The 22,553-nt window shown below is 37.5% G+C and carries 28 protein-coding genes; 4 read left to right on the top strand and 24 right to left on the bottom strand.

What is annotated here, in order from left to right:
- Positions 1–26 precede the first annotated feature (26 nt).
- Positions 27–431, bottom strand: a complete 405-nt coding sequence (locus tag KI375_RS06120) for a globin domain-containing protein (RefSeq protein ID WP_212972638.1) — start codon at positions 429–431, stop codon at positions 27–29.
- 680 nt (positions 432–1,111) lie between these two features.
- On the opposite strand from KI375_RS06120, the gene KI375_RS06115 reads away from it, so the two are divergent.
- Both KI375_RS06115 and KI375_RS06110 read left to right on the top strand, forming a co-directional pair.
- A complete protein-coding gene (locus tag KI375_RS06115) occupies positions 1,112–2,344 on the top strand; it encodes a dicarboxylate/amino acid:cation symporter (RefSeq protein WP_212972637.1) in 1,233 nt (410 codons plus the stop codon).
- Positions 2,345–2,384: 40 nt separating this feature from the next.
- Entirely contained in the window at positions 2,385–2,810 is a 426-nt protein-coding gene (locus KI375_RS06110; RefSeq protein ID WP_212972636.1) for an OsmC family protein, read from the top strand.
- Positions 2,811–2,907: 97 nt separating this feature from the next.
- Here KI375_RS06110 and KI375_RS06105 read toward each other — a convergent pair whose 3' ends face one another.
- The 4 genes from KI375_RS06105 to KI375_RS06090 form a co-directional block, all read right to left on the bottom strand.
- The gene (locus KI375_RS06105; RefSeq protein WP_212972635.1) at positions 2,908–4,227 is read right to left on the bottom strand and encodes an ABC transporter substrate-binding protein; all 1,320 of its coding nucleotides are present in this window, start codon (positions 4,225–4,227) and stop codon (positions 2,908–2,910) included.
- Between the two features lie 144 nt (positions 4,228–4,371).
- A complete protein-coding gene (locus KI375_RS06100; RefSeq protein ID WP_212972634.1) occupies positions 4,372–5,235 on the bottom strand; it encodes a helix-turn-helix transcriptional regulator in 864 nt (287 codons plus the stop codon).
- A gap of 335 nt (positions 5,236–5,570) precedes the next feature.
- On the bottom strand, positions 5,571–5,825 hold the full coding sequence (locus KI375_RS06095) for a FliH/SctL family protein (protein WP_212972633.1): 255 nt from the start codon (positions 5,823–5,825) through the stop codon (positions 5,571–5,573).
- A gap of 88 nt (positions 5,826–5,913) precedes the next feature.
- A complete protein-coding gene (locus KI375_RS06090) occupies positions 5,914–6,132 on the bottom strand; it encodes a hypothetical protein (RefSeq protein WP_212972632.1) in 219 nt (72 codons plus the stop codon).
- A gap of 462 nt (positions 6,133–6,594) precedes the next feature.
- Between KI375_RS06090 and KI375_RS06085 the strand changes: the two genes are divergently transcribed.
- Positions 6,595–6,930 (top strand): hypothetical protein, encoded by a 336-nt coding sequence (locus KI375_RS06085; RefSeq protein ID WP_212972631.1) that lies wholly within the window; start codon positions 6,595–6,597, stop codon positions 6,928–6,930.
- 17 nt (positions 6,931–6,947) lie between these two features.
- Entirely contained in the window at positions 6,948–7,082 is a 135-nt protein-coding gene (locus KI375_RS27630) for a hypothetical protein (protein ID WP_280528627.1), read from the top strand.
- Between the two features lie 148 nt (positions 7,083–7,230).
- Here KI375_RS27630 and KI375_RS27310 read toward each other — a convergent pair whose 3' ends face one another.
- The 19 genes from KI375_RS27310 to fliS all read right to left on the bottom strand — a co-directional run bounded on the left by KI375_RS27310 (position 7,231) and on the right by fliS (position 22,544).
- Positions 7,231–7,692 (bottom strand): HIRAN domain-containing protein, encoded by a 462-nt coding sequence (locus tag KI375_RS27310; protein WP_244852334.1) that lies wholly within the window; start codon positions 7,690–7,692, stop codon positions 7,231–7,233.
- Positions 7,693–8,177: 485 nt separating this feature from the next.
- Positions 8,178–8,408, bottom strand: coding sequence for a HipA domain-containing protein (locus KI375_RS06075; protein WP_212972630.1), 231 nt, complete (start codon positions 8,406–8,408; stop codon positions 8,178–8,180).
- A gap of 97 nt (positions 8,409–8,505) precedes the next feature.
- Positions 8,506–8,733, bottom strand: coding sequence for a hypothetical protein (locus KI375_RS06070; RefSeq protein ID WP_212972629.1), 228 nt, complete (start codon positions 8,731–8,733; stop codon positions 8,506–8,508).
- A gap of 164 nt (positions 8,734–8,897) precedes the next feature.
- The gene (locus tag KI375_RS06065) at positions 8,898–10,511 is read right to left on the bottom strand and encodes a GIY-YIG nuclease family protein (RefSeq protein WP_212972628.1); all 1,614 of its coding nucleotides are present in this window, start codon (positions 10,509–10,511) and stop codon (positions 8,898–8,900) included.
- A 345-nt stretch (positions 10,512–10,856) separates the two neighbouring features.
- Positions 10,857–11,057, bottom strand: coding sequence for a flagellin (locus KI375_RS27910; RefSeq protein WP_212972627.1), 201 nt, complete (start codon positions 11,055–11,057; stop codon positions 10,857–10,859).
- The gene (locus tag KI375_RS06055) at positions 11,054–11,389 is read right to left on the bottom strand and encodes a hypothetical protein (protein WP_212972626.1); all 336 of its coding nucleotides are present in this window, start codon (positions 11,387–11,389) and stop codon (positions 11,054–11,056) included. Before KI375_RS06055 ends, KI375_RS27910 begins: the two co-directional genes overlap by 4 nt.
- On the bottom strand, positions 11,386–11,790 hold the full coding sequence (locus KI375_RS06050; RefSeq protein ID WP_212972625.1) for a hypothetical protein: 405 nt from the start codon (positions 11,788–11,790) through the stop codon (positions 11,386–11,388). The genes KI375_RS06055 and KI375_RS06050 overlap by 4 nt, the downstream gene beginning before the upstream one ends.
- Before the next feature lie 225 nt (positions 11,791–12,015).
- Entirely contained in the window at positions 12,016–12,207 is a 192-nt protein-coding gene (locus KI375_RS27305; RefSeq protein ID WP_244852332.1) for a flagellin N-terminal helical domain-containing protein, read from the bottom strand.
- Positions 12,208–12,533: 326 nt separating this feature from the next.
- A complete protein-coding gene (locus tag KI375_RS06040) occupies positions 12,534–15,062 on the bottom strand; it encodes a YheC/YheD family protein (protein ID WP_212972624.1) in 2,529 nt (842 codons plus the stop codon).
- A gap of 217 nt (positions 15,063–15,279) precedes the next feature.
- Positions 15,280–16,119 (bottom strand): flagellin N-terminal helical domain-containing protein, encoded by an 840-nt coding sequence (locus KI375_RS06035; protein WP_212972623.1) that lies wholly within the window; start codon positions 16,117–16,119, stop codon positions 15,280–15,282.
- 267 nt (positions 16,120–16,386) lie between these two features.
- On the bottom strand, positions 16,387–16,614 hold the full coding sequence (gene csrA / locus KI375_RS06030) for a carbon storage regulator CsrA (protein WP_212972622.1): 228 nt from the start codon (positions 16,612–16,614) through the stop codon (positions 16,387–16,389).
- A 4-nt stretch (positions 16,615–16,618) separates the two neighbouring features.
- Entirely contained in the window at positions 16,619–17,056 is a 438-nt protein-coding gene (gene fliW, locus KI375_RS06025) for a flagellar assembly protein FliW (protein ID WP_212972621.1), read from the bottom strand.
- Between the two features lie 11 nt (positions 17,057–17,067).
- Positions 17,068–17,622, bottom strand: coding sequence for a DUF6470 family protein (locus tag KI375_RS06020; RefSeq protein ID WP_212972620.1), 555 nt, complete (start codon positions 17,620–17,622; stop codon positions 17,068–17,070).
- 69 nt (positions 17,623–17,691) lie between these two features.
- Positions 17,692–18,564, bottom strand: coding sequence for a flagellar hook-associated protein FlgL (flgL, locus tag KI375_RS06015; protein ID WP_212972619.1), 873 nt, complete (start codon positions 18,562–18,564; stop codon positions 17,692–17,694).
- Positions 18,565–18,577: 13 nt separating this feature from the next.
- The gene (flgK, locus tag KI375_RS06010) at positions 18,578–20,065 is read right to left on the bottom strand and encodes a flagellar hook-associated protein FlgK (RefSeq protein ID WP_212972618.1); all 1,488 of its coding nucleotides are present in this window, start codon (positions 20,063–20,065) and stop codon (positions 18,578–18,580) included.
- Between the two features lie 42 nt (positions 20,066–20,107).
- Positions 20,108–20,590, bottom strand: coding sequence for a flagellar protein FlgN (locus tag KI375_RS06005; protein ID WP_212972617.1), 483 nt, complete (start codon positions 20,588–20,590; stop codon positions 20,108–20,110).
- Between the two features lie 19 nt (positions 20,591–20,609).
- Positions 20,610–21,047: a YaaR family protein gene (locus tag KI375_RS06000; protein ID WP_212972616.1), complete on the bottom strand. Its 438-nt coding sequence runs from the start codon at positions 21,045–21,047 to the stop codon at positions 20,610–20,612.
- Between the two features lie 234 nt (positions 21,048–21,281).
- Positions 21,282–22,091 (bottom strand): flagellin N-terminal helical domain-containing protein, encoded by an 810-nt coding sequence (locus KI375_RS05995; RefSeq protein WP_212972615.1) that lies wholly within the window; start codon positions 22,089–22,091, stop codon positions 21,282–21,284.
- Between the two features lie 21 nt (positions 22,092–22,112).
- Positions 22,113–22,544 (bottom strand): flagellar export chaperone FliS, encoded by a 432-nt coding sequence (gene fliS, locus KI375_RS05990; RefSeq protein WP_244852330.1) that lies wholly within the window; start codon positions 22,542–22,544, stop codon positions 22,113–22,115.
- Positions 22,545–22,553 lie beyond the last annotated feature (9 nt).

Genomic DNA, 22,553 nt, shown 5'->3' with positions numbered 1-22,553 from the left:
CCCTTACAAATATTAAGATTCTTCCTTTACTCCTGAGAATGCTCTGTTCCTTCACTATTTACCATAATGGCTGCCACCTGTGTAAGACGCTGAAAGAAAAACTCCCCTGCTGGATGATCACTTAATCCCACTTCATCAAAAGCTTCTTTCATACATAGTAACCAATTTTCAGCACGGATTGGGGTAATTTCAAATGGGAGATGTCGTCTCCTCATCGCAGGCGGCCCATAGACTTGACTATATAAAGGAGGTCCACCAAGAAACTGAGTTAGAAACATCCGCTGTTTCTCCATAATTTCCTCCATGTCCCCTTCGAAAAGCGGACTAATTACAGGATTCGCATAAACCTTTGGATAAAAGGTCTGCACTAATCGATCGATCGTATCTGCACCAATTTGGTTATATAACGTTTGTAAACGGGGTTCTGTCACTTCTACTCCTCCTTATACAGTTATAGTTTACCATAACCTATCTAGAGATAAATGAATGTGATTTATCTCACCAAAGCTCTTTTATTATGCTAAATTTTTTGTAAAAGTTGAGGAGCCATTCGAAAAGGAAAATACTTTTCATATATGGAGAAACCCATTTATTTATCTTGGAGCCCATTCTTCTTGGTGGAAACCCATTCATTTGACTCGAGACCCATTATACACAGAAGAAGCCCATTTTTCCCTATGTAAACCCATTACGCATTGAAGAAGCCCATTTTCCTCTCGGAAACCCATTCTTTTCCGGAAAAACCCATTTATTTATCTAGGAGCCCATTATACGCAAAAGAAGCCCATTTTTTCCCTATGCAAACCCATTACGCACTGAAGAAGCCCATTTAAAAGCTGAAAAAGCCCATTTTGAAGGGGCTATCCCCATTAACAATGAACGATTCGTTGCAACGAATCGTGGACAAGAAGAAGAAAAGCCATTTTCGTAGTGTACTTATTTCTATGTGTTAGTAGGAAGTTTACAGATGTCTGAATTTAACATCTTGTTGTATATAGAAAATGTCACGGACAAAATGCTCAGAATTTGGTTTAGCGGTTATACTTGACAAGTCTATTAGAATTTAATATATTAATCCTATCTTTTTGATAGGAATTATGGAGGAACGAAGATGAAATTATCAACGAAAATCACAGCTGGTTTGGTTTTGGGAATTATTTTTGGCGTTATTATAAATCTCTTTTTCCCACAAATTGTACCAAAACTTGATCAATATGTGCTGTCGCCAGTAGGCACGGCCTTTTTAAATGTTATTCAATTTGTTGTTGTACCAATCGTATTTACATCATTGATTGTTGGGTTTTCCAGTATTGGCAATTCGGAAAAAGTAGGCCGATTGACGTGGAAAATCATATTTTTATATATTATTACCAACATTCTTGCACTTGTTATTGGTTTTGTGACTGCCTACATCTTAAAACCTGGAAAATCAGTTGGTGATTTAGGTGATGTAGCAGCTCAAGAGGCAGCGGAAGGACAAAGTATTATTGATTGGCTCGTTTCGATTATCCCTACCAATCCGTTCGCAGCTTTTGCAACTGGGAATTTGTTGCAAATTATTTTTACAGCGATTCTCTTTGTGATTGGAATTCGGATGGCTGGCGATCGATCCAAACCGTTTCTCTCATTTATTGAGAGCTTCCATGGAGTTGTAGAAAAAATCACTTTAATTGCCCTGAAGTTTTCACCAATAGGGGTTTTTGCGTTAATTAGTTCGGTTATTGCAACCCAAGGCTTTGATATCGTGCAAAAATTACTTATGTATATCCTAGGATTAATTATCGCCATCGTTGTTATGATCATCGCCTATGCCTTAATCTTGAGTCTAATAAAGATCTCACCCATCCGTTTTTGGAAAAGTTTTCAACCAACATTTGGCATCGCCTTTGGTACCGCCAGTTCGAATGCAGCATTACCCGTCGCCATCGATAATGGAAAAACTTCATTTAAAATGCAAGAAGAGATTGCAGGTTTTGCTATTCCTTTAGGAACAGCTTTAAAACGTGACGGTGCCTGTATTTTGCAAACTTTTAACGCGTTGTTTGTAGCACAGTTATTTGATGTCCAATTAACGGCTACGCAAATTGTTGCGATTATTATTAGCGCCCTCGTTGTTTCATTTAGTACAGCTGGTGTACCAGGCGCTGGGATTATCATGATGTCGACTGTGTTGACTGCTGCCGACCTTCCACTTGCAGGTATTGCACTTGTTGCTGGTGTTGACCGTCTAACTGATGGTTTTAGAACATTGTTAAATGTTGTAGGAAATACGGCAAATGCGGTAATGTTAGATAAGTGGGAAGCGAAAAACGCAATTGATCCGAATCAAAAGACTTCCCAATAGGAAAACTAAACTATCAAGGAAAAACTGAAAGGAGAAAACGATGAAGTCGACAATAAATTGGCAAGGCAATATGGCCTTTTCTGGTCAAACTGCTTCAGGACATGAAATCCGCTTGGATGCTGCCGAAGAAATAGGTGGCCAAAATTCAGGGGCTAGACCGATGGAACTGCTTTTGTTCTCTGTAGCAGGCTGTACGGGAATTGATATCATTTCCATTCTGAAAAAAATGCGCATAGAACCAACTTCATTTAGTATGGATGTAAACGGCGATCGTGCAGAAGAAATACCAAAACGTTATACCCATATTCATATCCATTACTCCTTAGAAGGCGAATTATCTGACAGTAAGGTCGCACGGGCCATTCAATTATCAAAGGATAAATATTGTTCCGTTGCCCATTCCTTAAATGTGGATATGTCTGTTAGCTATTCAATCAATGGAATAGCCGGGAAAGAGGACATTTAAGCCTTTTGTGCTAGACAGTTTCCATATTAAACACCCAGTGCACCTCAATTTAACAATTGAGGTGCACTTTTTTGGCGTAAAATACGCCAATGCTTTCTTAATCAGAACCTTTTGCCTCTTTAATCAATGTTTCAGCCTCTTCTTGAGCCTCTCGAATTGCGGTGTTTATATCAACACCCTCATAGATAATCCTATTAGCACTCTTACCAAATAACCATCTACCCGTTACTTGATGTTCAGAAGCTCTATTTTCAGGAACATTTAATGGATGACGTGTAAAGGCTTCCATATTCTTGTCCTTAAGGATGTCCATATTGTAATCAAGTGGATCGGTGTTTTGAATCCATTCATCTGAAATTAAATATTCAATCGCTTTAAATGCCTCATCAGGATATTCTGAATATGGTGAAATGGCATAGAAAGTACCGTCCGTATACGGTTGAGTTGGGTTATTTTCATCTAAAAGTGGCCAGCTTACAAAGTCAAAGTTAATATCGCTTTCCTCAGCCGACTCTGCTAATCCTTGAGCAATATAACGTGCATGAAGTGCCATTGCCACATTTCGCTCATTATATATCCCATAGCTCCATGGGTCAAAGAAGTCCTCTTTCCCATTATCTGGGATATTCCCAGGAATAGACGCAACTTCTTCTATTAAAGAGAGGACCTTTTTCACATCTTCACGATTTTCAAAATGCACTTCATCATCTGCATCAACAAGCCAATCATCAAGCATCCCTACCATTTGCGGATCTAACGCAATGTCTAATCCACGGTACTGTGTTCCATCTCGTTCACCTGTTACTTTACGAGCAAGATCAATAACTTCTTCCCATGTCATATCATCTGTCGGATAGGGTACACTGAACTTATCGAATACATCCTTATTATATGCCAAGCCGTGGTATGTTAACTGACCAGGTAAGGAGTAAATTCCATCATCATCAGGTTTATGTGCATGCATTGCTTTTATTCGATATTCCGGCCAATCACTCATATCTAATTGATGTTTTTCAATTAATGACGTTAAATCAAACAGCATTTCGTATCCTTTTAAAATACTTAAACTATAGTCTGTTAAGACCATAATATCTGGAAGTTTTTGTTTTGAAATTTCCTCTTCAATGGTCTCCTTATACGCATTTACTACTTGGATATTCTCCCATTCAAAAGTAATATGTGGGAAAACTTCTTTCAAACGTTTTTCAACTTCTTCAGGCTCACCTGGATACCAGAAACGCATCGTGATATCTTCTTTTGGATCATCCTCTGCATTATTTCCATCATCTGACGAATGATTTTCACTTGTATTATCTGTGTTATTCGAGCTTCCTGGTTCCGAAGAATTAGAACAGGCAGCTAATAGCATTATACTTAATAAAAGACCTAAAATAACAAGAAAGCGCTCTCTTTTCAACCGTTATTCTCCCCCTTTTATTTTTAATCGACTTTTTGTATGTTTCTGTATCACTATTATTATATTATAATATTCCGATAACTTCTTGTCTGTAATGGAGAGGATGAAACAAGTATTTGTCTATAAAGGAAGTAATCTAATATATTAATTGTTATATTGTGGAGAGATTCTTTCACGTCTGAACTGAGATGGGGGTACTCCCGTTTTTTCGCTAAAGTAGCGACTAAAGTGAGCACTATTTTTAAACCCAACATCTAATGCAATATCAGATATCTGTTTATTTGGTTCTATTTCAAGCAAAATTTTCGCATGATCAATTCGGCAGCGCATAACATATTCCATAACAGTTATTCCTAAAATATCTCTAAATAGCTGGGTAATATGCCGTTTCGATATATGGAACTCTTTGGACAAGTGATCCAATGTTAGCTGCTCCATATGATTTTTCGTAATCCATGCTATCATTTTTTCCATTAATGTATCCTTCTCACTTTTGTTTAATATAATTTCAGCAAGCGGTGTTCGGGCTAAATGATTGATTTCAAATAAAAGATCGATAATCGTATTTTTCACTTGCCCTTCGACAAGTGAATGGTTAAGTTGATTGTTATCTCTACGGCTTATCAAATGATTTAGCCTTGCAATACAATCCTGAAAATATACTAAATCTGCTTGGTCTTTCATTCGAATAATCGAATTATTCAACACTGAAAATATATCAAATAATTCGATCGATTTCATAGATTTTAAGATCAAGGCAATAAATTCTGGTAAGAATTCTACTGTTGTTCGTACATAAGGATGGGGTGGCATCGTACATGTATGATGTGGCGTTAACCCATTTAGTAATACAATGTCGCCAGGTTGTAAATCAAAAATACGATGTTGAATAATGATTTTCGCTTTCCCTTCATGAAAATAAAAAATTTCAAATTCACGATGTGAATGATAATTCATGGAATGATGCTTATTTTTCTTATAATCAAAGCGAAACCAACGGTGTTTCAAACTACTAACCCCCTTTTCTTTGTTGAAAACCCATTACACATTTCTGTAGTTATTTTCGACAAAAGTAAGGGAAATCCTGTTAATTCGGCTATATATTTAGAACAGTCAGATTGAAATACTACAGACTTATAAGACCGTACACCAATCTTTACAACAAATCCTTCCTTAGCACCATACACTCTGAGAAAAAATCCCGGTAAAATAACGATTGACTGTTATTTTACCGGGACAACTTGGTTTGCTAGATTCTCACTGATGAAGATTTAAACTTCTTAAACTTACATTTCCATTGTTTCCTTCTCTCCACTTTTGCGTCAAAGAAAATCCATAATGATCTAAATCAGCTTCTGAAGCCTTTCAATCTCTCGCCGATCTAACTGGGTAAGCTCAACGATTAAATCAAAAGAAAGATCTTTTTTTAACATTTGTAAGGCTACTTCTTGTTTTCCTTCTTGCTTTCCTTCCTTTTTCCCTTCACGCTTTCCTTCTTGTTTCCCTTCCTGCCTACCAATTATCTTCCCTCTTTCTTCATACGAAATAGGCAACTCCATAATTTTTTCGGCATCTGGTAGCTTTTGAATTTCTTCCATCAGTTTTTCCTCCTCTTCTACCTCTAATTTTAAATAGGTTTCAAAAAAGCCGTATACAAGTCGTTGTTTGACGAACAAACAATAACAGCTATGGAACTTCTCCTTCAAAATGACGAATAAGGACCTTAGGTTGATTGGGCACTTTGTAGCCAAATGTCCAACCACCATACTCTTCCTCATTTTTCCCGTTTAAATAACTTGGATCTAAGTGGTAGGATACAAGTACGGCAAAGTCGCTATTTACATAATAGTCTTCAAGTTCAGTGATCATATTTTCTACTGCAACAGCCTGTTCTAGCTGAGTCATTGGCACCTCTGAGAAAATGCCTCTTAGCTTTCCAGTCTTTTCACCATACTGTAGAGCACTGTCCCTCCAAAAAATCAAGGTAGTTGAACTCAGCTGATATGTATAAAAAACACAAACGTACGTTTGTAAACACTATCAAAAAAGTGTATAATGGTATGTAGGGAGGTGAAAGTAGATTAATAAGAATTCGGAAAAAATTGTATTGATAAAAGGTGATAAAGGAATGTGTTAGTAGAGGCTTTGATGCTGAGATGTGTATATGGAGATCAGATCACAGAAAACAGCAAACGTATACAATATAGAAGAAAAATAGAATAGGAATCCGCCTAACTTTCAAGACAAACGGATTCCTATCATCGCTCCCTCATGAGAGGTTGCACTCTTATTATATACGGAATGCCTCATTTTCAGCAAGAGAAATGTAAGCGCAATAAAGGAATACACTAAACAGGAGGAGTTTTCATGAAAAACGAACACCACTATACAGTAAAAAATACAACGGTTGAACATCCAAACATAAATAATCATCCAACAAGCTATTACCTTACTCGAATTTATGAGGATCATAATACCTATGAATCAGCTAAACAACAAGATCATTCTCCGTACAATCACAATGTGGTTCAAAAAGCGTTTATCAACGTCATCTTTGCAAAACAAGTTCACGAAGTCGCATTTGCGCACAAGTTAAAGACGACGAGGAATACCGTACAGCGGAAGAAAAATGTAGTCGTATCTTCCCACAACTTAGACAATCCCTCACGACGGAAGAACAAAAGCATCTTCTCCTCGAACTAGAATCAGCGTGGCATGGCATGCACGGCATTTTTCTGGAATATAGCTATTGCCAAGGATTAGCGGACAGCAAAATGATTCATAAACAGCTTGAGAAATATGGAATTTCAATTACGAAAGAAACTTCTGAATATCATTATGCTTTACCAGCTTAATGTTACTTTTCTAATGTATGGGGATTGCCAGGATTTCAATACAGTACGAATTGCGTTGAAATCTTGGCAATCTATCTAATCACTTTTATTAAATTTTTCCATGTAGTCAAACACTGCTGTGTTCTATACCGCACCCCTATGGTTTGTCTTAGCACATTACCAATCTCAATTGTTCCTTATCGTTTAAGACGTCTTCAATATTAACAGATTGATTCATATCCCCAACAATTGAAATGTTGAGCTTACGATGAGGCAGTGCTTGAGGGTGAATGCTTTCAATTGTTGCTTGGTAATTGCATTTCTTTTTAAGAATTTCAAACATCCATCCACTGTAAAATGCTGGGATGTAGCCTAACTTCTCTCTGTTTACAGACATAACTAGAACTGCTTTGGGAACTTCAGGATTCTCGGGATCTAAAGAGAAATCTACCACATCGCCTTTCCGTAATTGATCAATTACACATTCACCGCCATAATAACGCCATCCCGCGACAAAGAAATCTAAATCAAAATGATTATCTTCTACGAAGATAGGAGAAACAAATTCATAAGAATCTGTTGCTAAGATTCCGCCCGTTGCACGCAATACATCCATTTCAGTGCTATCCATTGGAAGACCTAACTCCCGAAGAACTGTCTGGTAATCCAGCCTTCTTGGATCAGGTAATCGACGAGCAAATGGGCCAAAAAGTTTACTTGAAGTATATACCCTATTTGTATCCGGAAAAGCTAAGTGAGGGCGATATCCGTTGATATCCGTTACCCATTGCTTCGGCTAACTTTCTTCTAAACCCACCCGTCTCATACGAGAAGGTATAAATTCCATCTTGATGAAGTAACCCTCCTACATGCTATCATTGGCGAGTCTCAACATTTTGCCAAATCAGCCATTTCTTGTTCAGATCACTCATAATATCACTCGAAATTCCTTCGACGATCATTAATAGCATTCCCTCATCAATCTTATTTAATCTCTCTATAGCTATTGCGATTTCTTTAGGAAGGCTGTTCTTTAAAAAGGACAGTAATTCAAAGTGCTTAGTTTTTTTCTGTCAGGTAAACCAATGATAGGTCTCCCCCTGTTACAAAATCCCTTTAACATATATTGTCAGTCAGCATTTTTTGCTTTTTAAGATCTAATTCATTAAAACCAATTGAAGAACCATTATCATAAATGGGCGCCAATCGATACCGCTTGGACCCGCCAAGAACTCCCCAATTATCACAATATCGATCATTATTAGCAATCAATGCGTCAAAAACCGGTAAAACCATGAAATCCTTATCTAAAGTATATTCAGAAAGAAGCTTCAGGATGTTAGGCAACTCGTAATGCTTCAACGAATATCGATCAAAATCCTCAAATCGAGCAAGAAATAAGTCTCCGCCTTCATATAATTCTTCTGTGGGAGCCCGAAAGTTCTTAGAAATAGTACCTTAACTCCACTTTAGCTGTATGAAATCCTAACGCCGTACCTAGTTTGCTTACTACAAATTCAGCCCAATGACCTCCCGTCCCCTTGGTTGGTATTTTAAAAAGATATTCCGCAGCATGCTCTAAATCCTTTCCAGGTTCAAGTAACCAAAACTTTGCCCGTGTTCCTGAAGCCTGGCTTTTAAAATCCCTATTCCAGAACGAAGTATCAATCATTTGTTATCTCCTTCAACCAAAGTAACCATTATAGTTTAGTATATATTTAATGTACATCATTTCACTTAGAAGACATACGATGGTGTTCCCTCTCTCAAACCCTTTGGCCAACCTCTATTTTTTTATGTTTCAGAACCTGGAATCAAGGGATGCCAATGTTTCATCTATACAGCCACAGATTCATCTATGGCAAGCGTTCGTCGATATTCCTCCGCCAACATAGTTGTCACAAATTCAGCTGTCGGATCAATATCCTCCACCATGTTTTTCAATGAGTCCATATCCGTTTTAAAGAATTCCTTCCTATAGTTGACTTTATTTACTCTACTGTCATTTAATTCTTGATGCAATTTTTGCTCTAAACTTACGGCATCATCACTAAAGATCATGGCATGAACATCAAATTTAAATGGTACGGACGCGCTACCTAACTCATCTACGCGATCTTGAGGAACCATTCTTCTTGTCATCCCAATTTTGAACATATTGTCACCGAAAGAGCCAAGATTTGAGATAATATACACATAGCCGGCTTTTCCAAGTGTAAGACTAGCAATCTCCTCTTTCTTTTCCTCTATATTCATCATTTGTAATTCCAATTCTTTCAAGCGATCCTGCAGTTGAGTAATTTTATCTGCATCCGTTTCTTTTGAAAGTAATTCTTTATTTCGATCCATTTCCACTTTAAATTTACGTTCTTCATTATTAAGTTTCTTCTGTTCCTCAGCAAGAAGCTTTCTTTCTGCTGCTTCCTGCTTCATTTGTTCCTTAATCATTCTTTGTTCTTCTTTTTCTTGCTCTCTGTATACATAATATTTATACTCAATTTGAATTAATTCCAAATATAAAGGCTCTATTTCTGTTAAAAACTTTGTGATTGTTGAGAGAATATTACGATTACCTTCACCGCAAATCGCCAAATATTTAGTGAAAATATCCTTTACAGATTGAATGGAATCTTCCAATTTATTATATTTTAATTGAAATAATAAGATTTGCAATTCTGCTTGAAGCCCAATGATCATTAAATTATAGATTGTTTTATTCGCTTTGGTTGTATAGCGCTCTTCATATTTAGCTAGCACATTTTTAATTTCTTTATTTGTTGCATTCGATAATTTCCTTAGTTCTTTAGAGTGATCTGAATGAAGATGCAGTCTTAGAACTGTGCCAAGAACTGTGTCTTCCGATAATTCACTCTGAAGGTCTTCAATTTTCTTTTCTACATCATCAAATAGAATGGTATGGGGAAATCTTTCATCAAAATTCTTCAAGCCAACAATTTCTGATTTATATTTTCTAGCTTGGTTTTTATATCTATTTACCTCCCGAACTAGGCTTTCGTGCTCCTCAGTAAGAGACTCTATATTTGTATTGTACTCCAGCGTTTTTTCAACTACTTCTTGTAGGGAATCTTCAGCATCTCTTGCTATACGCTTAGCCTCTTGTTTAGCATGTTCAATAATTTCTTCTTTCTCTGCACTCGTAGCCTCATCAAATTCTTGTCTAAACTTAGTAAGAAGTCCCTCCTTATTTTCTAAAACCTCATTCTTTTCTCCAATTTCCTCATCCAATTTTGCAAGGATTTCTCTTTTCTCTTTAATAGGTGTACTGATTAATTCATCTTCCGCAAGATAATCGTAAAATTCCTTTCTTTTTACCATTTGAATGATTAAAAAGACTAAAGCTAATAACGCCGGCACAACTAGAATACTAAACAAAGATAACCCAAAAATCATAGGCGTAGAATACCACCATTTGTCTTTATAAGTCGACATAGAACCGCCTCCTACTTAGTTATTTTTACCTAATTCCATTTTACCAAAGTACCATACTTTTAAAAGTCCATTTTCCAAAAATAGAAGACTTTTCCAAATTAATAGCCTGCAATCAAAATCTTCTTCTAAATAAATTGACCATCACTTTTTTATGAGGCTTCAAGATACTGAAAAAATAAAAGCACACTTCTAAATCTTTTCAATAAAGATAACCCCATTCTTTATAAAATGAGGTTATCTTATTCAATTTCCCTTTAACAATTACAAAATCCCTTGAGGCATTTGCTGTGATTGAGCAATCATTGCTTGAGCAAATTGTGCGGATATTATTTTTTGTATACTTAGTCATTTCCAAAGCCAATCGGCATCTTTAATACGTGAGAAAGTTGAATTAAGATTTTCTGATGTATTTGTTACATTATTATAGGTGTGCTCTAACAAGTTTTGATAGGCGGCCCCATTTAGAACGTCAGCCGGTATTTGGTCAATAGCCTTATCTAATATTCGGATCGCCTGTTCTACGCCACTCTGAGTCGATAGATTCACACGAGTAATAGCCAAACTTTCCGCTCTCGTATCTGTTGTTGAGTTTTATAAAGATCTCCTTTGTTCGCTCCCACTTGTAAAATAAGATCATATAGTCCTTCTTTTTCTGTATCATTCGGATTCTCAATTGTCGGTGGAACGGCAAGCCCATAATACGTATTCACTTCAAAAGAATCATTGGTCTTTAATTCTCGCTCGTTCCACCATATACTATAGGTACTGTCTCCAAAACCACCACTTGATGTCCAGTCCCATTTATCCACCTCGGTCCACTTCCCAACACCAAATTGATCCGGTTCCTCAATAATATGAATTTCATCCCTACTTTTCAAAATACCGTGTGCTTGCACTCTGGATTGGTTTCATTGTTGTTATACACAATGAATGAGCCAGGAATGTCATTTCCTTGATACTTTATCGGCGCTTCACTCATCATAAAAGGAGCATGGTCATCACTGCCAAGCTGTGTATCATTATTGAATAGGAATCCAATGTCTTGTTTTGTTGCCGATTGGTTTTCAATTCTATATTTAATTTGATATTTATCTCTGACGATATTAACGTATTGGCTGACTTTTACATCAATCTCCTCATCTTTTACTTCATAGACCACTTTATATAGACCATCTTTCTCTGTTAACGATTCAGAAACTGAGACATTCGATGACTCGCTATTATGTAAAGCATATGCATTTCCACCAATTTTTATAGATGGATAAGAGGTTGAGCCCACACCATAAATAAGTGGTTGATTGTTATCATTTTCTATTGTAGGATAACCTAAATTGGTTCCAAATTGAAACAGCCCGTTATTGGAAACTGGCGGTAGATCTAATACATTTCATATTAATAGGATCCTCCCCCCCCTCCTCCCATCGAGGATATATAAGGGTTCGAACCTCCAATAAATGAATCTGGAAAAAAGTAGTAGAGGATGCAATATCATCAACCTTATGCTTTAACTGGCTGATTTCCTTTCCTGTTGGATAACTAGCCGATCACTTTCAGTCAATGAATCATTTGCCACCTGAACAAGTGAAACACCATCTAATATATTCCGATCCGCTTGGGATAACCCTCGCGTTTTGGCACGCATCTTTTCCGATGTACTCAATCCTGCCGCATCATCGGCCGCCCGATTACTCCACAACCCTGACACCAACTTTTCCATCGTTTTTAGATGTTTGCGTCACATTCCGTTGCTGTTGGTTGTATGCATTGAGTGCAGAAATGGTGTGATTAATTCTCATATCGAAGCTCCTTAAAAATTGAATCTATTCATTATATCGGATGAATAAGGGGAGAACTCAAATGAAAAAGCAAAGATGTTTTAGGGTTCTTGTACTTCTTTCAGTAGCAACAATGTATGCGAGATAGGTCCTTTGACAATTGTGTGGGTACAGACCTATACAATCCTACTCAATTCTGAATTTAAAACCTGTGCGTATGCCGGTATTCTACTTAGACAAAAAACTATTATCTTTCAAAATGAGATCTTCTCATTTCACTACTTTTTGCTAAATAAATTGCATAGGGAATTGCATGTTTTGCTACTTCAAATTCATAGTAAATAATGCCGGGCTTATTTACATTTACCTCTATAATATAAGGTTCAGAATTCTCCCTATTAATTGCTATATCCAAACCAAGTTCACTATTATTTATATCATATACATTTCCAAGTAGTGTACAGATTTCAAGCGATATTTTTTCTATTTTTTCTTTTAACTCTACTGCATCTACTTTTTTAAAATTCCTTTTTAAAAAACCTAAAATCTCGCCAATATACCCACCGTTTCCAGTACTAGAAATAACTGCATTATGAATTCCAATACGGGGATATATATTAACAAATGACCATTCACCGTTTCCATCCTTCATCATATGAACTCTTATATCAAAAGGTTGACCATCAATCGTTCGTGTTTCAATATATTCTTGTACAATAAAGGGTCCTTTTTTAATTAATTCCCTTAAATACTGACCAAGAGTAACTTCATTATAATGTGTCTCTTTTTCACCAAGCGCCACGAAGTAATCCAGCGCATTTTTTTTCTCAATATAATGAACTCCACTTGCAAAGGATCCAACTTCTGGTTTAAGTATTATCCTGCCATAATGTTGAATATAATGAAAGATGTCTTTTACACGATCTACTCTTTGATATGGGATTATAGCATCCTCTAGTAAATTTGTAGATGACAATTTATCGTATACTTCCAGTTTACTAATGGAATTGCCAAAAAATTCATTGGTAAATGGAATTCCTTCTAGTTCCTCGTAGATTGTCTTGTACCCTTTAATGCCTCTTAAGCGTAAGCGATCATAAATAACATCGGGATATTCAACAATTTTAGGAACCCATTGTTTATTTTCATAAAAGTATCCTCTAATACGCATCTCATCATAATCGATATCTTTTGGAGTAAAGTAATAAAAATGGACATCTTCAAACTTAGCTACATAAGCACATGCAACAGTAAGGTCATTGATTTCATTTTGATCAACTAACATACCGATACGATAGCGATCATCCAAATTCGCATGAAATATGGTTGTATGCATGGCATCAAATTGCCCTTTAACTTTATTCCTCTTTTGAAATTCATTTGTTAAATATATTCCATTTTCAGCAATATACTTGGCATATGCTATAGTATTAATAGCTCTTTCTTCCTCATGATAGGTAGTTTGAGGACCAACATTCACTTCATGCAACCAAAAACGGCCAGTATTATCAATTGCTATATCTAAACCTAATTCGTCAAGGGCCAATCCATGTAATTTATCAAGATGAAAAGTAAGGTCCATCGCCAACTTTTTTATATTCTCCTCATATCGCTTACCGTCACGGCCATATTCATGCTCAAAAAATGTATTAATATCCTCCGTCCTACCTCCACGACTTATATTACTTAGAATACTTTTTTCATTTCCAATACGAGGGTAGATTTTGGTTAAAGTCCATTTACCTTCTCCATCTTTTTGGACATGAGCTCGTATATCATACGGCTCACCATTCTTCGTCCTGCATTCTACATATGGTTGAATTAAATAACTATACTTTTTCTTTAAAATTACATTTCTTTTCCAAAGGTTAAATTCTTCCTGGGTTAGCAGTTGCTTCTTTTTATGTTCTAAAAGTATAAATCTATTATTTTTCTTTTCTATAAAATAAATATTCTCACCTTGTCTACCAAGTAATGGTTTAAATACAACTTTTTTATTATCTTTTAGAAATTCATCGACAATAAATTCGTCATTTATAACTTTGAAGGGAACTAATAATTCAGCATATCTTCCTGACTCCACTAACTTTTTTGGTAGAGAAAATTTATTACCAAGACCAAAACTAGTAAATGGAAGAAGCTTTCTTAGTTTTCTTTCTACTCGCGATTGCTGGGTTCGAGATGTTATGCCAATATTATGAATTACATCTGGGAATGAAACAGTTTCTTTTTCCCATGCTTGATTATTAAATGTATCGGCCGTTATCTCTTCTTTTTCAAAATTTACATCGGCAGAAGAAAAAAAGTACAGTTTTGTTCCTTGTTGTACACTTTGGTTAACTAACGCATTAATTCTTGCTTCTGGGTATCCACTTCGGGGATTGGTCTCACTTAGATAAACCCCTATCTTTATATTTTTTTGTGCTTGTTCGCTATGTTGATTTGTTAAAAGACAACTTTTCAAGGTCTTAAATTGTGGCATTAACGTAAACTGTATTATTTCAGAGACTTTCAGTAAGTTTCCTTTTTCTAGTGTTTTAGCAACTAAAAGTATGGTACTCTCTATTTTCTCGATGTTATTACTTGTATTCAATTCAGCATCATTTAATACTATCTTTTTTATAACTTCAAACCCTTCCACAATGGAACTAAATATAAAGATGCTCTGGCTAAACTCCTTTTTCCTTATTAAAACTGAAAAATGTTCAGTTGCTTCATTTAAAGTGTTAATTATATTTAATATTTGAGTGAATTTTCTTTCTTCTATATTTTTCATTTTTAAATACTCCTCGTTCTTTAATTACTTTTGTATTTGAAAATCAATATTTTAAAAAGGAACGTCCATCTATAATATCGGAGGAAAATAAAGAGTTTAGAGCATTAGGGGTTTAAAAAATTGAACACTATATCCAAATTATTTATAGATTTAGAAGGAAAAATTTGAAGTAGAAAAAATCTGGTTATTCGAAATAGAATAACCAGATCTAATCAAATTAACGAAGCAGTTGCAATACTCCCTGTGGAGCTTGGTTAGCTTGTGCGAGCATAGCTTGAGATGCTTGTGCAAGAATAGAACTCTTCGTTTGTTCCATCATTTCTTTCGCCATGTCAACGTCTCTAATACGGGATTCTGCCGCAGTTAGGTTTTCCGAAGATGTGTTTAAGTTGTTGATAGTGTGTTCTAAGCGGTTTTGTGCAGCACCTAAGTAGCTACGTCCAGATGAAACTGAAGCAATTTGCTTATCAAGGGCTACTAAAGCTGCGTCTGCACTAGCATTACTATCTAATTTTAAATCCTCAACAGCCGTATGAAGAGCTTCTAAATTAATACCCTCAGTACCAAGGTTTAAATCCATTGTTTGTGTTGTATTTGCCCCTACTTGAAACTTAAGATTTCCATCTGAAGATTCACCAGCACTACCGTCCAACAAATTCATTGTGTTAAATTGTGTGGTGTCTTTAATTCTTTCAATTTCTTTAGAAAGTTGATCAAATTCATCTTGTAATGCTGTTCTATCCGCATCAACATTGGTATCTGATGCCGCTTGTACTGCGAGTTCTCTTTGACGTTGAAGAATTGAATGAACCTCGTTCAATGCTCCCTCTGCAGTTTGGATTAAGGAAATTCCATCTTGACTGTTTTTAGCAGCCATATCTAATCCTTTAATCTGTCCACGCATTTTTTCAGAAATTGCTAACCCAGCTGCGTCATCTCCCGCACGGTTAATACGAAGACCTGAAGCCAATTTCTCCATTGATTTGCTTTGTGCGTTTGAAGCAGCACCCAATTGACGATGCGTGTTCAACGCTGCAATATTGTGATTGATAATCATAATGTTTTTTCCTCCTTGAATGTGCCAGCCACGTCCTTGTGGATGGTTGTTCTTGTGTTTTGACGGAGTTGAGGATCGGCCGCGTTCCTCTCATCCGTTCTACTAGTTATATCGTCATGGTCCGGGAAAGTTTAATGGTTTTTGCTAAATTTTTTCATCTTTTTTTGTAAGTTTTTGGGAGTCGTTAGCTATTCTTTGTCGAAATATTTTATAGGCAATTAAAAAACTGCCAATGATCCCTCTCTCATCATTAACAGTTGTACATGTCTATTCTTTTTTTGCTTTCGCCAATACGCCAAACAAATCTCCCACTCCTGTAGATGCTGCTGCATTCTCCTGCTGGATTTCTGCCCAGATTTCTTTCCGGTGAATTTCCACATTTTTTGGGGCGTTAATGCCAATTTTGACTTGGTCGCCTTTGACTTGAGTGATGGTGATTTCGATGTCATCACCGATTTGAATGGATTCGCCTTTTTTTCTTGTTAGTACGAGCATCGAATCACCCCTCTACCATTTGGCCGAAGAGCGGCGTTTTGGTTTTATAGTTTTCTTGATTGAGAATCACTTGCTTAGCATGACTAGTCTTCACATTCATAATAATTGGTGCTTGTAAATTAGCAGTTGTTTTTTCAAATGGATCTTGCACTGTTAAAATCACAAAGGCACTGACATCTTGATCACTTTCAATATCCAACAGTTCAATAGTGTTCTCATCTAATGAAAAAGTATAATTTTCGAAAAAGCTATATGGATCAGCAATGACAAAGGCTAGTTCTGGTGTTTTTACTGATTGCAAGACTGAAACCGAGTCCATCTCTGGTAATGGCAATAAAGTAAATTGTTTTTCATCTTGGAAACCGGGGATCCCTTTTTCAAAAATAAGAATTGACTCTTTCTGGATGTCGATTTCGCCATGGTATTTCGTTTGGATGTTCATCTTCCACACTCCTATTTTACAAGATCAATTTTCAAGTGGTTTCTTTGTGCTAACTGAATTTGTACATCTCCCGGTGAATAGTTCATGATTGGTTTTCTGATCGTTGCATCAATCCTCGGTTTTCTTGGTTGGAATTGAATATCTACACCTCCAGGTTGATAATGCGTTTTAACCGCAAAAGGAGATGGGACCCATGTAATATTCACCTCTGGCATGGGTGGATTCGCTTGGCGTTTCGCTTGCTCCACATAAGCGTTTTGACCATTCTGAATCTCAATCATTTCATTGCCTTCTTGAGCTACCCGAGCAATGCCTTCCATTACTTTTTGGCTTCCCTTCACCGCATTTTCCTTTATCGCTTTAAACGTACTCTTTAGATTCATTTCTTCCCAAGCTTGCGACTGATCAATCGTTAACTTTCCTGGGGTGGTTCGCATTTTCAGATCAGCTTGTGGTTGCTCAATCTGTAAATCCGCTTGTGGCTGTTGGATTGATTGTCTTCCCGGCACCGTCTGAATCGCAATTCTCGCTTGCTGTGATTCCATTTGAATCTGTGGGATTCGCATACCGTCTCCCCTTTCTTTGAAAAAGGGATGTCCTATAAAGACCATCCCTTTTCCTCTAAACTACTTATATTATCTTAAAAAGTCCATCAAGGTCGGTTGAATAATCCGCGCGCCAATTGACATGGCTGCCCGATGGACTGCCTCCTGGGCTTTAAAGTCCATGACAACTTTTTCAAATTCAACATCTTCATTATCAGACATAATCCGGTTAGCGATAACCTCTTGATTATCAATGCGTTCTTCCATAAAATCAAGTCGATTCGTCCGGGCTCCTAATTCTGCTCTCCCAGATAGCATTTTATCACTGCTTGCATCAAGATCATCCAAAAATCCATTTAAATCAGTTTCGCCCTCTTTTAAAGCTGTTTCTAACCGTTCAAGGACAGCAAATACACTTGTCTCTCCGGTCCCAAATACAGCTTCCCCTTGCATATTGACAGGTACTTTAATTCCCTTTGCTAATTCAAATTCGACATCATCTGAATTAAATTCAATCGTGTCCCCGTCCACAGGTGCAGTTAAAGTGTCCGTTCCATTAAAAATATACTTATCCCCAACTTTAGAATTGGCAATGGTCTTGATATGTTCTTTTAACTGGGCAACTTCCTCAGCTACAGACTTAAGTTGACTTTCATCATACGTATCGTTGCTGACTTGAACGGTTAATTCACGGATCCGCTCCATTGCTTTGCTCGCTTCTCCAATCGCCGAATCCGTTGTTTCCACCCAATTTCGCGCTTCTGTAAAATTACGTTTGAATTGCTCAATCTCGGTCACATTTGTCCGATAGAACATCCCCTTCATCGCCACAACTGGATCATCAGATGGGCGGGAAATCTTCTTCTGTGTTTGCGCTTGTTCAAATAATTTATCTAATCGCGAATAGCTTTGATTAATGTTGTACATAACATTATTGGCAATCATGCCGTCTGTTACACGCATTCAATACCCCTCCTTATCTCCCTACCATACCCATGCCATTAATAATTTTATCCAGCATTTCGTCAATTGCCGAGATCATTCTCGCAGAGGCTGAATAGGCATGTTGGAATTGAATCAAATTTGAGAACTCTTCATCCAAAGATACCTCACTGACTGAACGGCGATTTTTATCAATCGATTGGAGTAACACGGTCGTGTTGTATTCCATGCGATTCGCTTGCTGGCCTTTTACCGCCATCTCTCCAATTACTCCTTCATAAAAAGATTGGAGTGTGCCTGATTTAATATCTAAATCGGTTAGTTCGGGCAACTCTTCCATACTGCCTTCACGAATCACCCAATTTTTCATATCCGCTAGCCTTAAGGCATTTTCGCCGTTTCCGCTCTCCTTACCAGCTAAAGCAGCAGCTACTTTATCGGGATCTTTTAAAAGGACACTGATTGCAGCAGCTGCACCTTCATATGTATCACCTACAGCAAAAAAGTCTTCCCCTGTCTCCTCGTTTAGATCGACTCCACCTTTATGTACTTCATTAAACACTTTCGCAAAGGTAAAGGCATATTTATCAAGATTTTCGAGCATTTCGGGATAGTCATCGTTATATGCCTTGAATAAAGCAGCTAGTTCTCCATTACCTTCACCAAGTGTGTTATAGGAAAGTTCTTTTTCACCTAAATAGAGTTCACCTGTTTCTTCTTTCCATTCCATTGAACGGGCCCCTTGTTCATCTACAAGAAGTGTCTTTTCACCATTAATCATAGCGTAGACTTTCTTGCCTCCCTCAGCAATGGCTAATGTATTTCCACCATTTGCCACCGTTTCAGTTGAGATAGGTAGATAGCTTGCGAGTTCATCTAATAATTGATCTCTAGCATCATATAAATCATTTGGTAAATAACCATGTGGTTCTACCTCACTGATTTGCTTGTTGATAGCCGCAATATCTCGCGTAAGTGCATTAACTCTCGTAACTGTTAAGTCCATCTCTTTTTTAATATCGTTCCGAACTGTCGTCAGGGAAGAATGTAAGTACTGAAAGGTTTCCGCCACAGAGCGAGCCCGTTGTAAAACAACCCTTCTCGCCCCTTCATTTTCTGCATTGGTACTCAAGTCTTGCAGGGATTGCCAAAACTGGGTCATTGCGGCTGAAAGTCCATTCTCACTAGGCTCATTCATAATATCTTCCATTTGCTTGATGGAATTAGACATCGACTCATAGAAACCTAGTTGATTTCTCTCACCTCGATATTGGCTATCAATAAATGTATCGCGAATCCGCTGAATTGAACCATCTTGTACACCTGTCCCTAATTGTCCTGGGATTTGTGGTCGATTCATCGAACCAGCTGGATAAGGTGTCGTTTGTTCAAAATTAACACGTTGTCGTGAATAGCCAGGTGTGTTCTTATTCGCAATATTATGGCCTGTTACATATATGGCGCTTTGTTGCGAATACATACCGCTTTTGGCTGTTTCCAGCCCCATAAAAGTAGAACGCATGGAAGCTCCTCCTTTAGATAGAAATTGTTCATAATAGTTTCATTATGCTTGGGAATCAAACATTGATCGATTGCTTTCTGAATAGGGATTGGTTTTTCCTTGCTCTTTTGTGTAGTTGGGAACTTCTTGTTCCGGTGCCAGCATATCCAGATTCATATTCAAAAATTGTAAAGAGTATTGAAGTAGCTGCTGGTTTAAGCCATTCACATTCTGGAGCTCACCCAACACATCAATAAGTGTGCTTTGTAATTCAGATATTTTTTCCTGATCCGCATCATCTAGTTCTTTTAAAATCTCGGAAACGGTTGTCTCTTTTTGATTGGTTATTAGCAAGGACGCCTTTTCCCTTTTTTGATCTGCAACTTGAATGGCCGTTAGAATCTTTTGTTCTTCACGGAGCATTTGTGATAATGCTTCTATATCATTTTTTTGCAAAACCTCAGTCTTCTCGATCGTCAATGTCAGTAGTTGTCGATGGAGTGCAAGCAAATTTTCCATAGATTCAATGAGTGTCTGAGACGACATTCGTACGTCACTTCCTAATTTAAGTGTAGATATTGATTAATAACCCTTCAATTTCTCCGACAAGACTTAGAATATTAAGCCCGGATTTTTCCTTATCAAGGACAGTATTCGCCAAATCGATCAGCTTCTTGTCCACTTCTTTAACAATCTTATAGACTTTTGTCCGGCCGCGCCAATCAAGCCCACGCTGTTCTTTTAACTGCAGTCCATTGTTTACTGCATCCTCCATAAATGATTTCACAAGTTGTTTATACTTTTTAAAATCCTCAATGGTTTGTGATTTGGCGAGTTTCTGTCCTTGCGCCTCGATATCTTGACGCATCTGATCCATCCGCTCATAGACAACTTGTTCTCGTCCCTTCGTCATCATCTCAGAAAAACGAACAGATTCCGTTGCTTGTTCTCCCTTCTTTTGAACTTGATGGATCCCCGTCTTTTCAACTCTGCGTACATCCATGAATATCACTCCGCCTAGTGTAATTCTAATGTCTCCGTTTTAATTCCAATCCTGCTTCGGAAGATCTAATCTCCTCTGAGTTATGGGTTTCTTCCATGAGTTATGGGTTTCTTCCATGAGTTATGGGTTTCTTCCATGAGTTATGGGTTTCTTCCATGAGTTATGGGTTTCTTCCATGAGTTATGGGTTTCGATCGGTCAGTCTCTTCCGATCGAAACCTACTTAACTATCAATTTACTGCAATAACTGCAGGATTCCTTGTGGAAGTTGATTCGCCTGTGCCAGCATCGCTTGTCCAGCTTGGTTTAAGATATTATTACGGGTAAAGTTGGTCATTTCGAGTGCCATGTCAAGGTCACGAATCCGTGATTCCGCTGCTGTTAGGTTTTCGTTGGCTGTTTGTAGGTTGGTGACTGTGTGTTCTAAGCGGTTTTGGTATGCACCGAGTTTAGCTCGCTGTTCAGATACTTTTCCTATAGCTTTATCAAGTGTTGAAATTGCTTCCTCAGCCTGTTTAGAGGTAGAAATATTAAGATTTACCACCCCTATTTCACTAGCAGTCATACTGTCTAATGTAATTTCTAATGTATCCTCCTGATTAGGACCAACTTGGAATTGAAAATCATTTTTTCCATTAAGTAACGACATACCATTAAACTCTGTTTTTTGTGCGATTCTCTCAATCTCAGCTGTTAATTCCTTTATCTCTAGTTGAACCGATTTACGATCTTCATCATCCAACGTCCCATTCGCTGCCTGCACACTCAATTCGCGCATTCTTTGCAAAATCGAATGTGTTTCGTTTAAGGCGCCTTCTGCGGTTTGGATTAAAGAAACGGCGTCCAGCGCATTCCGTTCTGCCATACCAAGACCGCGGATTTGTGAGCGCATTTTTTCAGAAATGGCAAGTCCAGCGGCGTCATCGGCTGCGCGGTTGATACGGAGGCCTGATGATAGTTTTTCTAGGCTTTTGGATGTGCTTCCCATTGTTTGTGATAGGTTGCGATAAGCGTTTAAGGCTTGGATATTATGATTAATTCTCATTGTTTTTCCCCTTCCATTTTTTTATTCCCCTTGTTGGATCACTCTGACGTTTTTCTCGTAGGCGTTGGTTTGCTTATAGCGTTCACGCTGGCCAGTTTTGATTTCCGTGTTCATGGCTTCTGTCCAGGCTGTGGCCAGTTGCTCCATGATCGCCAATACTTCTTGAAGTATTGGGATATCCTTTTTCAAGTTGCCTGTGACAAGTTGATTGGCCATATAGTTATATAAGGTATCGAGCTGATTCGCGATCGTGCCTGCTTCATAGTTCAGGCCAGCTCCGAGTCTTTCGATAATATCATTGACTTTTTGTAATTTCTGATTGGCTTCAGCCCATTGTTTGTTCTCGATACAGGCAATGGCTTCTTGCAATTGCTGAATGCCAGCTTCATAGAGGAAGGCTGTCAGTTGTTGTGGTGATTTTTGATAAAGCAATTCTTTTGATAGAAAATCCAAGTGCTTAGC

Origin of the sequence: Bacillus sp. J14TS2, assembly GCF_018333015.1 — a bacterium.
GTDB lineage: Bacteria > Bacillota > Bacilli > Bacillales > Bacillaceae_C > Lederbergia.
The sequence above is the reverse complement of the archived record's forward strand: the minus strand, read 5'-3'. Positions and strand labels throughout refer to the sequence as shown.

What these genes read in the sequence shown, in the direction of transcription:
- KI375_RS06095 (WP_212972633.1), bottom strand. Translation starts at nt 5,825, where the DNA reads ATGGAAGAAATTCAAAAGCTACCAGATGCCGAAAAAATTATGGAGTTG.
- KI375_RS06070 (WP_212972629.1), bottom strand. Translation starts at nt 8,733, where the DNA reads ATGATTGATACTTCGTTCTGGAATAGGGATTTTAAAAGCCAGGCTTCA.
- KI375_RS06110 (WP_212972636.1), top strand. Translation starts at nt 2,385, where the DNA reads ATGAAGTCGACAATAAATTGGCAAGGCAATATGGCCTTTTCTGGTCAA.
- KI375_RS06005 (WP_212972617.1), bottom strand. Translation starts at nt 20,590, where the DNA reads ATGTCGTCTCAGACACTCATTGAATCTATGGAAAATTTGCTTGCACTC.
- KI375_RS06035 (WP_212972623.1), bottom strand. Translation starts at nt 16,119, where the DNA reads ATGATTATCAATCACAATATTGCAGCGTTGAACACGCATCGTCAATTG.
- KI375_RS06085 (WP_212972631.1), top strand. Translation starts at nt 6,595, where the DNA reads ATGAAAAACGAACACCACTATACAGTAAAAAATACAACGGTTGAACAT.
- KI375_RS27310 (WP_244852334.1), bottom strand. Translation starts at nt 7,692, where the DNA reads ATGGATAGCACTGAAATGGATGTATTGCGTGCAACGGGCGGAATCTTA.
- KI375_RS06090 (WP_212972632.1), bottom strand. Translation starts at nt 6,132, where the DNA reads ATGACTCAGCTAGAACAGGCTGTTGCAGTAGAAAATATGATCACTGAA.
- KI375_RS06040 (WP_212972624.1), bottom strand. Translation starts at nt 15,062, where the DNA reads ATGAAAAATATAGAAGAAAGAAAATTCACTCAAATATTAAATATAATT.
- KI375_RS06065 (WP_212972628.1), bottom strand. Translation starts at nt 10,511, where the DNA reads ATGTCGACTTATAAAGACAAATGGTGGTATTCTACGCCTATGATTTTT.
- KI375_RS05995 (WP_212972615.1), bottom strand. Translation starts at nt 22,091, where the DNA reads ATGAGAATTAATCATAATATCCAAGCCTTAAACGCTTATCGCAACCTA.
- flgL (WP_212972619.1), bottom strand. Translation starts at nt 18,564, where the DNA reads ATGCGTGTAACAGACGGCATGATTGCCAATAATGTTATGTACAACATT.
- KI375_RS06000 (WP_212972616.1), bottom strand. Translation starts at nt 21,047, where the DNA reads ATGGATGTACGCAGAGTTGAAAAGACGGGGATCCATCAAGTTCAAAAG.
- flgK (WP_212972618.1), bottom strand. Translation starts at nt 20,065, where the DNA reads ATGCGTTCTACTTTTATGGGGCTGGAAACAGCCAAAAGCGGTATGTAT.
- KI375_RS27630 (WP_280528627.1), top strand. Translation starts at nt 6,948, where the DNA reads ATGCACGGCATTTTTCTGGAATATAGCTATTGCCAAGGATTAGCGGAC.
- csrA (WP_212972622.1), bottom strand. Translation starts at nt 16,614, where the DNA reads ATGCTCGTACTAACAAGAAAAAAAGGCGAATCCATTCAAATCGGTGAT.
- fliW (WP_212972621.1), bottom strand. Translation starts at nt 17,056, where the DNA reads ATGAACATCCAAACGAAATACCATGGCGAAATCGACATCCAGAAAGAG.
- KI375_RS06020 (WP_212972620.1), bottom strand. Translation starts at nt 17,622, where the DNA reads ATGCGAATCCCACAGATTCAAATGGAATCACAGCAAGCGAGAATTGCG.
- KI375_RS06115 (WP_212972637.1), top strand. Translation starts at nt 1,112, where the DNA reads ATGAAATTATCAACGAAAATCACAGCTGGTTTGGTTTTGGGAATTATT.